Genomic DNA, 12,543 nt, shown 5'->3' on the forward strand with positions numbered 1-12,543 from the left:
TGGGCATGGCTTGCGGAGTACTGGCGCGCTACGCACCACCCCGATCACGCGAGCCCCGGAGTTACGGCACGCCGCGCACCCGAAACTCCACACCATCGTCACGCACACGGGCGGGATGCCGAAAAGTCGCGGGGGATCCACGAGCCGGCGACCATCGCTGCCCGAATGCGGCCTTTCCCGGCTCCGGCGGTGTCGAGCACGCAGCTTTGCCCGTTATGCGGCCTTGAGTAGGCGAGATCTTGGCGGCATGGGCGAATCTTGGCGCCGCAACGCCCCCAGACGGGCCAGCCCGCTCCAAGATCTGACCGCGCCTCCAAGATCTGTGCCCGCGCCTCCAAGATCTGCGCTCGCGCCTCCAAGATCTGCGCCCGCGCCCTCCAAGATCTGCGCTCGCGCCTCCAAGATCTGCGCCCGCGCCCTCCAAGATCTGCGCCGTGCCTCCAAGATCTGGCAGCCCGCAAGATCCAACTCATATAGGACCCCCAGATCTGGTCTAAGCAAGCCGCATATCGGGCAGAGTGGCCCGCCGGACGAGGCCAGCGCCGCAATAGAGCCGCATCGGGGAGCAGCAGTAAGGCCGCTTATCGACCAGAAGCCGCATGTCGCCCAAAGACCAGCGCGACGTCACCCGGCCCCGCGCATGGCCCGGTTCTCGGACGGCTCCGGGATGACGAACCGCGGACGCCTCAGCGCGACTCCACCAGCGGAAGCTCCGTCCGCCCGGCCCCGCCGCCCGGCATGGCGATCGACGAGAAGTGCGAGACCACCCGCTCGTCGGTCGGGTCGTCGGCGGGAGTGTGGTGCACCGCCAGATGCCGGTACAGGGTGTCGCGCTGCGCCGGGATCCGGTCGGCGGTGCGGATCATGCCGATCAGCTCGTGCAGGTTGGACCGGTGCCGGGCGCCCGCCGAGGAGATCACGTTCTCCTCCAGCATGATCGAGCCGAGGTCGTCCACGCCCATGTGCAGCGCCAGCTGACCGACGTCCTTGCCGGTGGTCAGCCACGACGCCTGCAGGTGCGACACGTTGTCGAAGAACAGCCGGGACACCGCCACGAAGCGCAGGTACTCCAGGCTGGTGGCCTGGGTCCGCCCCTTCAGGTGGTTGTTCTCCGGCTGGTACGTCCACGGGATGAAGGCCCGGAAGCCGCCGACGGTGTGCGACTCCTCGACCGGCAGGTCCCGGTAACCGTTCGCCACGGCCAGGTCCTGCACGTCGCGGATCATCCGGATGTGCTCGATGCGCTCGGCGTTCGTCTCGCCCGTACCCATCATCATCGTGGCCGTGGAACTCAGGCCGTTGCGGTGGGCGACCGCCATGGCCTCCAACCACCGCGCGCCGGTCTCCTTGAGCGGAGCGATCGCCTTCCGCGGCCGGTCCGGCAGCATCTCCGCGCCCGCGCCCGCGATCGAGTCCAGCCCGGCCGCCTTGATCCGCAGGATCGCCTGTTCGATCGAGACGCCCGACACCTTGGCCATGTGCAGGATCTCGCTGGGACCGATCGAGTGGATGGCGAGCTGCGGGTACGCCTGCTTGACCGTGGCGAACAGCGTCTCGTAATACTCCACGCCGTAGTCCGGGTGGTGTCCGCCCTGCAGCATCACCTGGGTGGCGCCGAGTTCGACCGCCTCGCCGCACCTCCGCAGGATCTCCTCCATCGGATGCGACCAGCCCTCGGCGTGCTTCGGCGCCCGGTAGAAGGCGCAGAACTTGCACGCCGTGACGCACACGTTCGTGTAGTTGATGTTGCGGTCGATCAGGTAGGTGACGATGCCGTCCGGGTGACGCCGGCGGCGGACCGCGTCGGCCGCCTCGCCCAGGGCGTGGAAGGGCGCGTCCGTATAGAGCAGCAGCGCCTCCTCGGGCGTGATCCGCCCGCCGTCCGCGCCGCGCTGGAGGATGCTGTCGATCACCGGGTTCGCCGTCACGATCTGAAGCGTACGTCCCGATCCGCCCGGCCGTCAGCGGCGCGGGTCACCGACCATGGCGCCGCGGCGGAATGTCATAGGTGCTCGTTAGTCTCGACGCGGGTTCGTGGGATGGGGGGACAGTGCAGGTCGTACACGGCGGCTGGGTGCCGGGAGCCGGTGGACCGGGCCGGCTGGCGCTGTGGGCCGAGGATCCCGCGCTGCCGGCGGTGACCGGGTCGCGGGCACGGCGGCGCCCGCATCCGTTCGCGGTCCCGGCGCCGGCGCTGGCCGCCGCGCTGACCGGCTCGTCCGACGACGTGCGCGACGCGCTGGCCGACGCCGTGGCGGCGCAGCTGACCCTGCGGCTGCCGAGCACGGCCCGGGGCCCGTTGCCGTCCCCGGAGACGGGCAGCGAGACCCCGGCCCGGGGAGTACGCCTGGACGACTGGACGACGCCCGCCCTGCTGGTCCCGGCGGACGCGGCGATGGCGGCGCTCGGCGCGCTGGCCGAGCCGGACCCGGACGGGCCGTGGACCGCGGCGGCCTCCCTGCGTTACCTGTGCGTGCTCGCCGGCCAGGCGTGCGACCTGGCCCGCCGCGGCCGGATGCTGCCACAGCTGGTGACCGAGGCCGGCGAGCCGGCGGCCCGCTGGCGACCGGTGCTGACCGGCGGCGACGCGGCCGTTTACCGCGACTTCGCGGCCGCCATGCCACCGGTCTGCCGCGCCGTGGTGCCGGCCGAGCCACCGACCCCGACCCCGACCCCGACCGGCACCGTAGGCCCGCCGGCCAGGGCAGGCGCGCAAGCCAGGGCAGGCGCGCAAGCCAGGGCAGGCGCGCAAGCCAGGGCAGGCGCGCAAGCCAGGGCAGGCGCGCAAGCCGTGGTGGACGGGCCGGCCGGGATGGGCGGACCGGCCGGGATGGGCGGACCGGCCGGGATGGGCGGACCGGCCGGGATGGGCGGACCGGCCGGGGTGCAGGCCACGCTGCGGGATGCGCTGCAGACGCTGGTCGACGCGGCGGCCCGGGCGATCATGCCGGAGCGGCTGCTGCTGGGCCACCGGCCGGGGCCGAAGGCGCCGCTGCCGGACCGCTGGGTGGCCGCGCTCACCGCACCGGACCCCACGCTGCCCGGCGCCCGGCCGGCGGACGTCGCCGACCTGCGCCGCGCCCTGGACGACTGGATGCGGGCGGCCAACGACGCCAACGGGCCGATCCGGGTGAGCTTCCGCCTGGTCGAACCCATGCCGGGCGAGGACGAGTGGCGGCTGGAGTTCGCGCTGCAGTCGGCCGAGGACTCCGCGCTGTACCTTCCGGCCGAGGACGTCTGGGCCGGTGCCCGCTTCCCGGGCCTGCCGCCCCGCCCGGACGAGACGCTGCTGGCCGGGCTGGGCCGGGCGGTCCGGCTGTTCCCGCTGCTGCACGTCGCGCTGCTCGAACCGGAACCGGCGGCGATGACGCTGGACACCGCGGAGGCGCACGAGTTCCTCCGGCAGGCCGCGCCGCTGCTGCAGGCCGCCGGCTTCGGCGTGCAGTTGCCGGCCTGGGCCGGTCGCAAGGGGGTGGGGCTCAAGCTCACCACCCGGACCCGGGCGAAGGGTACGTCCTCGCGTGCGGTTGCGGACTCCGGCTTCGGTCTCGACGAGTTGGTGGAGTTCCGCATCGACCTGGTGATCGGCGACGGCACGGTGAGCGCCGACGAGCTGGCCGAGCTGGCCCGGCTCAAGGTGCCGCTGGTCCGGGTCCGCGGACAGTGGGTCGAGCTGGACGAGCGGCAGCTGAAGGCGGCACTGAAGGCGGTCGGCCGCCGTCGCGAGGGCGAGGTCACCGCGGCCGAGGTGCTCCAGCAGGTGGTGGACGGCGGTGACGAGGATCTGCCGCTGGTCGAGGTGGACGCGGACGGCATGCTCGGCGACCTGCTGTCCGGGGAGGCGGCCGACCGGCTCAGCCCGGTGGCGACGCCGACGAGTTTCCAGGGCACGCTCCGGCCGTACCAGGAACGCGGTTTGTCCTGGTTGCACTTCCTGGCCCGGCTGGGCCTGGGCGGCATCCTGGCCGACGACATGGGCCTCGGCAAGACCGCGCAGACGTTGTCGTTGCTGCTCGCGGAGCGGGCCGACGGCGCGCGGCCGGCGCCTACCCTGCTCATCTGCCCGATGTCGCTGGTCAGCAACTGGCACAAGGAGGCGGCGCGCTTCGCGCCGAGCCTACGGGTGTACGTCCATCACGGCGGCACCCGCAAGCGGGACGACGAGTTCCGCGATGCGGTGGCCGAGGCGGATCTGGTCGTCACCACCTACGGCACGGCGCTGCGCGATCTGGGTGCGCTGCGCGACCTGGAGTGGGGCCGGGTGGCCTGCGACGAGGCGCAGGCGATCAAGAACAGCGGGACGCGGCAGGCGCAGGCGGTCCGCGCGATCCCGGCGCGGACCCGGCTGGCGTTGACGGGTACGCCGGTGGAGAACCACCTCGCCGAACTGTGGTCGATCATGGAGTTCTGCAATCCGGGGCTGCTCGGTTCCGCGAAACGGTTCCGGCGGCGGTTCCAGGAGCCGATCGAGGTACGCCAGGACGCGGATGCCACCGCAGCGCTGAAGCGGGCGACCGGGCCGTTCGTGCTCCGCCGCCTGAAGACGGACAAGTCGATCATCTCGGATCTGCCGGAGAAGAACGAGATGAAGGTGTGGTGCACGCTCACCGCCGAGCAGGCGACGCTGTACCAGGCCGTGGTCGAGGACATGATGGCCGTCATCGAGGGCAGCGAGGGCATTCAGCGGCGCGGCAACGTGATCGCCGCGATGACGAAGCTCAAGCAGGTCTGCAACCATCCCGCCCATCTGCTGAAGGACGGTTCCCGGCTGCCCGGGCGGTCCGGCAAGCTGGCCCGGCTGGAGGAACTGGCCGAGGAGATCATCGCCGACGGCGACAAGGCACTGATCTTCACCCAGTACGCCGAGTTCGGCACCATGCTGCAGCCCTATCTGTCGGCGCATCTGGAACGCCCGGTGCTGTGGCTCCACGGTGGATTGTCCAAGGCCAAGCGGGACGAGCTGGTCGAGCGGTTCCAGACCGACGACGAGCCGATGCTGTTCCTGCTCTCGCTGAAGGCGGCCGGCACCGGCCTGAACCTGACCGCAGCCAACCACGTGGTCCACTTCGACCGGTGGTGGAATCCGGCGGTCGAGGACCAGGCGACCGACCGGGCGTTCCGCATCGGACAGTCGCGCGACGTGCAGGTGCGCAAGTTCATCTGCACCGGCACGCTGGAGGAGAAGATCGACGCGATGATCGAGCGGAAGAAGGCGCTGGCGTCCTCCGTGGTCGGGACCGGCGAGGACTGGGTGACCGACCTGAACACCGATCAGCTGCGCGAGCTGTTCTCGCTCGACCCGGTGGCGGTGGGCTGACGTGCCGGTGGATCCCGACGGGCGCTATTTCGAGGGCGGGCAGCCGATCCGGGTGGACGGCGGCATCGCGGTGCGCGCGAAACGCGGCAAGATCGGCGAGCAGTGGTGGTCCCGGCGCTTCGTCGACATCCTGGAGCAGGTGTGCGACGGCGGGCGGTTGGCGCGCGGCCGGACGTACGCGCGCAAGGGGCAGGTCATCGACTTCGTTCTCACGCCGGGCCGGGTGACCGGGCAGGTCCAGGGTTCGCGGCCCGACCCGTATCTCGTGACGATCGACATCGCCGCGTACGACGACGCCCAGTGGACGGTGGCGTCGCAGGCGCTGGCGTCCCAGGCGCTGTACCGGGCCGCGCTGCTGGCCGGCGACATGCCGCACGAGATCGTCGACGTCTTCGCGGGGCTGGACCTGCCGCTCTTCCCGTCCGCCCTCGACATGCGCTGCAGCTGCCCGGACTGGAGTGTGCCGTGCAAGCACGTCTCCGCGGTGCTGTACGTGCTGGCCGAGGCGTTCGACGACGACCCGTTCCTGGTGCTCGCGTGGCGCGGCCGGGACCGGGAACAACTGCTGTCCGCGCTGCGCGGCATGCCCGAACCGGCCGAGGAGTTCGATCCGCTCGCCGTCGAGGAGGAGGCGCTGGCGGACCGGCTCGCCGACTACTACTCCCCCGGCATCTCGCTCAGCCGCCTGCGCGAACGGCCGGCCCGGGTCGCCACGCCGCCCGAGTTGCTGCTGCGCGCGTTGGATGCGCCACCGGTCCGGGTCCGGCACATCCCGCTGGTCGACCTGCTGCGCCCGGCGTACCGCGACCTGGCCGCGGCGCCCGACGCCTGAGGGCACCGGGCGCCGGGCCGGCCGGAAGCGGGCCGGGGGTGCGAGCCGGCCCGCTTCCGCGGTCAGTGCCGGGTCAGCCCCGGCGCCACTTCTGGTTCGCCGAGCCGCCACAGTCCCAGAGTTGGAGCCGCGCGCCGTCGCCGGCGTTCCAGTCCTTGATGTCCACGCACCGGTTGGCCGCCAGGTTCACCAGGTCACCGGATCCGTTCAGGGCGAACTGCTGCGCCCCGCTGCCGTTGCACGTGTAGAGCTGGACCACCGCGCTGTTGCCGGTCGCGCCGCCGTCGACGTCCAGGCACTTGTTGTTCTCGCTCTTCACCGCGTTGCCGTCGAACGTCCACCGCTGCGCGTTGGTGTTGTTGCAGGTGTACATCTGCAGCGGCGCGCGGTCGACGAAGTTGGCACCGGGCACGTCGACGCACTTGTTGTTCCAGTTGCTGATCAGCGGAGACCCGGTGCCCGGCTGCGGCCCGCCGCCGCCGGTGCCGAACGGGCTGAGGATCACTCCGGCAGCGCGGGGGTCGCCGTCGTGCACCAGCGATTCGAACGCGCCGACGTCGTCGAACGCGAACGCGTACGCCTTGCCGTCCGCCATGTTCTGGTGGATGACGCGGGCGTACTGGTTGGTCGGGTTGCTGCGGTAGAACTCGGCCGCGTTGGTGCTCGGCTGGGTGTCGATCGTGCCCAGCGTGCCCCGGTTCAGCGCGGCGCACAGCGTCCGGGAGATCGGGCCGACCACCTGGTCGTTCGGTGCGGGCAGGTCGCCGTCGCAGCCCCAGACGCTGGCCGAGGACGGCCGGTTGAACTGCGCCACCTGCTGCCCGGCGCTGTTGGTGAAACGCATGACGTTGCCGGAGGTACGCCCGAAGTAGCGGGTGTTCGGCTGGTCCCCGAACGGCACCACGGTCAGCGTCTTGGTGGTGTACGCGTTCCACGCCGAGGCGATGTACGAGTCCAGGTAGTTCGCGCTGAGCAGGCCCGCGCCGGCCGCCTTGCCCGGTGCCAGTACGCGCAGCACGGTGCCGTCGGACCGGGTATGGACAGTGTTGGCCCATCCGGACTGTGCGCGGATGCCGTCGATGATCGCGTTGCGGCCGTTGTTCACCACGTCGCCGGTGCGCCGGGTGGCGCCGTTGGCACCGGTCACGGTGACCGCGTGCGGCACCGCGAACATGTCCACCTGCGAGCTGTTCAGCCACAGACCGGAGTCGTTGTAGGTGAACTCGCTCCAGTCGAACAGGATGTCGCGGTTCGCGTCGCCGGGCGACCAGGGCGCGGGTTGCACCAGGCCGTCCGGGGTCAGGAAGAACTTGAGCTTCTCGCCGAACGAGAAGTAGACCCGGCCGGAGAATCCGCGGGGGAACTGGATCGTGGCGCTGCCGCCGTTGCCCGGACCGGGGATGGACGCGTCCGGCGCCGGGGCCGGTGGGAGGGCGCCGCCGGTCCACGGGATGAAGGTGCCGCCCTGGTTGACGTACCCGAGGCGGCCGCTGGAGAGCTGGATGCCGATCACATAGAGGTGGACCGCGTCGCCGCGGCCGGTGTTGTTGGCGACCGTGACCGGCAGCAGGGCCGGGCCGACGGCCTGCGCCGGGGTGGCGGACAGGGCCACCGGCACCGCGGCGAGCAGGGCGGCGAGGGCGGGGAAGAGCCTTCTTCGAGTACGCACGTGAGCTCCTCAGTTCCGAGGGGGGACGGCTCGGGAGAGCGCTCTCACAGAATCGTACTGTTAACAACGTGTGTCAATAGACTATGACTGATGTATTGCCGGGATATTACGCAGCGGGTCGACGGCATAGTCTCGGGCCATGAGTGGAATGAGCTACCGCCGACTCGGCAACTCCGGCCTCGTGGTGTCGGTGGTCGGCATCGGCTGCAACAATTTCGGCCGGAAACTGGACGCCGACGGCACCCGCGCGGTGGTGGACGCCGCGTTCGACGCCGGCATCACCCTGTTCGACACCGCCGACATCTACGGCACCCCGCACGGCGCCTCCGAGGAGTGCCTGGGCGCGGCGCTCAAGGGCCGGCGCGACGAGATCGTGCTGGCCAGCAAGTTCGGCATGGACATGGAGGGGATCAACGGCAACGACTTCGGCGCCCGCGGCTCCCGGCGGTACATCGTGCGCGCCGTGGAAGCATCGCTGCGCCGGCTCGAGACCGACCATCTCGACCTCTACCAGATGCACGAGCCGGACCCGGCAACCCCGATCGACGAGACCCTCGCCGCCCTGGACGACCTGGTCCGCAGCGGCAAGGTGCGGTACCTGGGCAACTCGAACTTCACCGGCTGGCAGATCGCGGACGCCGACTGGACGGCGCGGGCGAGCGGCCTGACCCCGTTCATCAGCGCGCAGAACCAGTACAGCCTGCTGCACCGCGAGGTGGAGGCCGAGGTCGTGCCCGCGTGCGAGCACTTCGGGCTGGGCCTGCTGCCGTTCTTCCCGCTGGACAGCGGCCTGCTGAGCGGCAAGTACCGGCGCGGCGAGACGCCGGCCGAGGGGACCCGGCTGTCGCTGCCCCGCTACCAGCGCTGGCTGGACGGCGCCGACTGGGACACCATCGAGGCCCTCACCGAGTACGGCGCCGAACGCGGCCACAGCCTCCTCGACGTGGCGATCGCCGGCCTGGCCGCCCGACCGGCCGTGACCAGCGTGATCGCCGGCGCCACCACCCCCGACCAGGTGCACGCGAACGCAGCCGCCGCCACCTGGCAACTCACCACGGCCGACGTAGCCGCCCTCGACGCCCTCCTCCCCTAACCCATCCCGCTCCGCCCCGCAGGGCGGGGCGGGTCAGACCTCGGCGAAGGCGGGCCCCGCGGCCGGGAGGGCCGGGGCTTCGCCGCGGGCCGCGGCGCGCCGCGCGAACTCCCGCAGGCCGGCGATCTGCCGCTCCCCCAGCGAGAAGTCCAACGCCCGGAAGTAGGTCGCCAGCGTCTCGGCCGCGAACGGCTCCCACCGCGCGGCCGCCTCGGCGACCTCGTTCAGCTCGCCCAGGCACAGGTCGCGCGACCGCTGGAACGCCTCGTGCACGTCCTTCACCGCACCCGGGTTGGCCTCGGCGAAGTCCCTGCGGGCCGCCCAGACCGCGAACACCATCGGCAGGCCGGTCCACTCCTTCCACGCCTCGGCCAGGTCGGTGACCTGCAGGCCGTGGACCGGGGCCTCGTGCATGGCCCGCAGCGCCGGGTCGCCGATCAGCACCGCGGCGTCCGCCTCCATCAGCATCTGGGCCAGATCGGGCGGGCACCGGAAGTACCGGGGCTCGGCGCCGTACCGCTCGGCGAGCAGCATCTGGGCGAGCAGCACGCCGGTTCGCGAGGTGGAGCCCAGCGCCACCGGGCGGCCGTTCAGCTCGGCCAGGGGGCGGGTGGAGACCAGGTTGACGGACAGCACCGGGCCGTCGCTGCCGACCGCCAGATCGGGCAGCAGCACCAGCTCGTCGGCGTGGCGGAGGTATTCGACCAGCGAGATCGGGCCGATGTCGAGGTCGCCGGCGACCAGGGCGGCGTTGAGCCGGTCCGGGGTGTCCTTGCGCAGATCGACGTCGAGCAGCGCGCCGGAACGCATCAGCCCCCAGTAGATGGGCAGGCAGTTGAGGAACTGGATGTGCCCGACCCGGGGCCGCTGGACGCTGTCGCTCATCCCCCGACGCTAGCGCCGGGAAGCGCGTTCCGGCCCGGCGGCGCCGAGTCGCGTGTCCCACACCGCGGTCCGGCACCTGGTAAATGGGTGGAGCGGACGGGCCTCGGTGGGTAACGTGGTTGGCCGCTTGACGGCCGCGGTGAAACGGCACCGTAGCGGACGTCCCCGCGCCGAGCGGCCGGCCATCCGGTCCCGGATACGCGAGCGAGCAGCAGGTGACCCGATAAGGAAGTCAGCGTGCCCGCACCCGACCTCGACACCGAGCTAACCTCCGAACGCACCCACCTGACCGCCTCCCGGGCCGCCCTGCGCCGCATGCGGGGCCGCGCGGAAGCGCTCTACTCCACCGGCGCCGACGTGGCCGGCGACGCGTACGGCGCGGAGGCGCTCGGACGCACCCTGTCCCGCCGGGTCGCCGAGCTCGCCGACGACCCGACCACCCCGCTCTTCTTCGGCCGGCTGGACATCGACGAGACGGCGTACCACGTCGGCCGGCGGCACGTCACGGACGACGCCGGTGAACCGATGGTGCTGGACTGGCGGGCACCGCTGTCCCGGTCGTTCTACCGGGCGAGCGTCCGCGACCCGCAGGGCGTCACGACCCGGCGCCGGTTCGGCTTCGTCCGCGGCGAGCTGACCAGCTTCGAGGACGAGCACCTGGACCGCGGCGAGGAACTCGGCACGAAGAGCCGGATCCTGACCGCCGAGATCGAACGCCCACGGGTCGGGCCGATGCGCGACATCGTGGCCACCATCCAGCCGGAACAGGACGAGTTGGTCCGGGCCGAGCTGGACGACTCGATCTGCGTCCAGGGGGCGCCGGGCACCGGCAAGACCGCGGTCGGGCTGCACCGGGCGGCGTACCTCCTCTATCTGCACCGGGAGCGGCTGCGCCGGTCGGGCGTGCTGGTGGTGGGGCCGAACTCCGCGTTCCTGTCCTACATCTCCGCCGTGCTGCCCGCCCTGGGCGAGGTCGAGGTGCAGCAGGCGACGATCGACGATCTGATCGCCCGGGCGCCGGTGCGCGGCACGGACAGCGCGGAGGCGGCGCTGCTCAAGCACGATCCGCGGATGGCCGAGGTGCTGGCCCGGGCGCTCTGGGGACGGTTGCGCAAGCCGACCGAGCCGATCATGGTGTCGGACGGCTCGTACCGGTGGCGGATCGACGCCGAGCCGCTGCGCCGGATCGTGGACGAGGCGCGCCGGGAAGGGCTGCCGTACGCGGTCGGGCGGGAGCGGGTCCAGGCCCGGGTGGTGGCCCTGCTGCAGCGGCAGTCGGAGTACCGCACCGGGAACTCGCCGGGCGAGGGCTGGCTGCGCCGGATGGCCAAGGTGGCGCCGGTGACCGGGTTCCTGAACGCGTCGTGGCCGGCGGTCACCCCGGAGGCGCTGGTGGTGGATCTGCTCACCGACCCGTCGGTGGCGGACGGTCTCCTGAGCGCGGCCGAGCAGGAGGCGCTGCGCTGGGCCCGGCCGCCGCGGACCGTGAAGGCGGCCCGGTTCAGCGCCGCCGACCTGGTGCTGCTGGACGAGGCGGCCGGACTGCTGGAACGGGAGACCAGCTTCGGGCACGTGGTGGTGGACGAGGCGCAGGACCTGTCGCCGATGCAGGCGCGGGCCATCGCCCGGCGCAGCGAGCACGGGTCCGTCACGCTGCTCGGTGATCTGGCGCAGGGCACCGCGCCGTGGGCGGCCCGGGACTGGGGCACGACGCTCCGCCATCTCGGCAAGCCGGACGCGGCCGTGGTGCCGTTGACCGTCGGGTTCCGCGTACCCGCCGCGGTGGTCGCCCTGGCCAACCGGCTGCTGCCGGCTCTCGACGTGGACGTGCCGGAGGCGGTGTCGTTGCGCCGCGACGGCGACCTGGCCGTGGTGCCGGTCGGTGCACCGTCCGATCTGGACGGCGCCATGCTGGTCGAGGTGACCGCGGCGCTGGAGCACGAGGGCTCGGTCGCGGTCATCGCGGCGGACCGGGCGGTCGGGCGGCTGCGCGCCCATCTGGCGGCCGCCGGGGTGGAGACCGCGACACCGGACGACGTCGACTCCACGGCGCGCGTCACGGTGGTGCCGGCGACGATCGTCAAGGGCCTGGAGTACGACCACGTCATCGTGGTCGAGCCCGCGGACATCGTGACCGCGGAGCCGCGCGGGCTGCACCGGCTGTACGTGGTGCTGACCCGCGCGGTGTCCCGGTTGTCGGTGCTGCACGCGCAACCGCTGCCCGGCCCGTTACGCGATTCCACCGCGGCGGCTACAGCGGCTTGACCCAGCGCGACCACTCGTCCTGGCGGCGGTAGCCGCAGGCCTGCCAGATCCGGTGGGCGTCGGCGTTGTCGTCCAGCACCATGGCGTCCACCCGGCCACCGCCGAGGATGCGGAACCGGTCCTCGGCGGCCGTGACCAGGGCCCGCCCGATGCCCTCGCGGCGGCGGTCCGGTGCCACCGCCAGCCGGTACAGGTGGCAGCGCCAGCCGTCCCAGCCGGCGATGACGGTGCCGACGATGTCGTTGCCGTCCACCGCGAGGATCAGCCCGTCCGGGTCACGCAGGTGCAGCGTCGCGACCGCGCCGGCGGTGTCCGCCGGCCGGTGCCGGTCCACCGCGGCGACCCGCCAGAACGCGAGCACGGCGGGCACGTCGTGCGCTTCCGCGGAACGCAGCACCAGGTCGGCCATGCCGCGATGCTAGGGCGCATGGGCCAATCGACGGGAGAGGGTCGTCGGTTCAGCCAGAACATCGACACTTAAG

The 12,543-nt window shown here is 72.2% G+C and carries 8 protein-coding genes; 4 read left to right on the plus strand and 4 right to left on the minus strand.

The window, feature by feature from the left end:
* Positions 1–686: 686 nt before the first annotated feature.
* Positions 687–1,928, minus strand: coding sequence for a cyclic dehypoxanthinyl futalosine synthase (mqnC, locus tag LDL48_RS17305; protein WP_225256159.1), 1,242 nt, complete (start codon positions 1,926–1,928; stop codon positions 687–689).
* Between the two features lie 122 nt (positions 1,929–2,050).
* On the opposite strand from mqnC, the gene LDL48_RS17310 reads away from it, so the two are divergent.
* Both LDL48_RS17310 and LDL48_RS44540 read left to right on the plus strand, forming a co-directional pair.
* On the plus strand, positions 2,051–5,317 hold the full coding sequence (locus LDL48_RS17310; RefSeq protein WP_225256160.1) for a DEAD/DEAH box helicase: 3,267 nt from the start codon (positions 2,051–2,053) through the stop codon (positions 5,315–5,317).
* A 1-nt stretch (position 5,318) separates the two neighbouring features.
* On the plus strand, positions 5,319–6,149 hold the full coding sequence (locus tag LDL48_RS44540) for an SWIM zinc finger family protein (RefSeq protein ID WP_225256161.1): 831 nt from the start codon (positions 5,319–5,321) through the stop codon (positions 6,147–6,149).
* A gap of 73 nt (positions 6,150–6,222) precedes the next feature.
* On the opposite strand, the gene LDL48_RS17320 is transcribed toward LDL48_RS44540, so the two are convergent.
* Positions 6,223–7,818: a beta-1,3-glucanase family protein gene (locus LDL48_RS17320; RefSeq protein WP_225256162.1), complete on the minus strand. Its 1,596-nt coding sequence runs from the start codon at positions 7,816–7,818 to the stop codon at positions 6,223–6,225.
* Between the two features lie 148 nt (positions 7,819–7,966).
* Here LDL48_RS17320 and LDL48_RS17325 point away from each other — a divergent pair, with 148 nt between their 5' ends.
* Positions 7,967–8,911: an aldo/keto reductase gene (locus LDL48_RS17325; RefSeq protein ID WP_225256206.1), complete on the plus strand. Its 945-nt coding sequence runs from the start codon at positions 7,967–7,969 to the stop codon at positions 8,909–8,911.
* A gap of 33 nt (positions 8,912–8,944) precedes the next feature.
* Here the strand turns inward: LDL48_RS17325 and LDL48_RS17330 are convergent, their stop codons facing one another.
* Positions 8,945–9,796, minus strand: a complete 852-nt coding sequence (locus tag LDL48_RS17330; protein ID WP_225256163.1) for a menaquinone biosynthetic enzyme MqnA/MqnD family protein — start codon at positions 9,794–9,796, stop codon at positions 8,945–8,947.
* Between the two features lie 237 nt (positions 9,797–10,033).
* Between LDL48_RS17330 and LDL48_RS17335 the strand changes: the two genes are divergently transcribed.
* Positions 10,034–12,061: a HelD family protein gene (locus LDL48_RS17335; RefSeq protein ID WP_225256164.1), complete on the plus strand. Its 2,028-nt coding sequence runs from the start codon at positions 10,034–10,036 to the stop codon at positions 12,059–12,061.
* On the opposite strand, the gene LDL48_RS17340 is transcribed toward LDL48_RS17335, so the two are convergent.
* A complete protein-coding gene (locus tag LDL48_RS17340; RefSeq protein WP_225256165.1) occupies positions 12,048–12,470 on the minus strand; it encodes a GNAT family N-acetyltransferase in 423 nt (140 codons plus the stop codon). The genes LDL48_RS17335 and LDL48_RS17340 overlap by 14 nt on opposite strands.
* Positions 12,471–12,543: the final 73 nt, after the last annotated feature.

The organism is Jidongwangia harbinensis (assembly GCF_020216025.1).
Classification (GTDB): domain Bacteria; phylum Actinomycetota; class Actinomycetes; order Mycobacteriales; family Micromonosporaceae; genus Actinoplanes; species Actinoplanes harbinensis.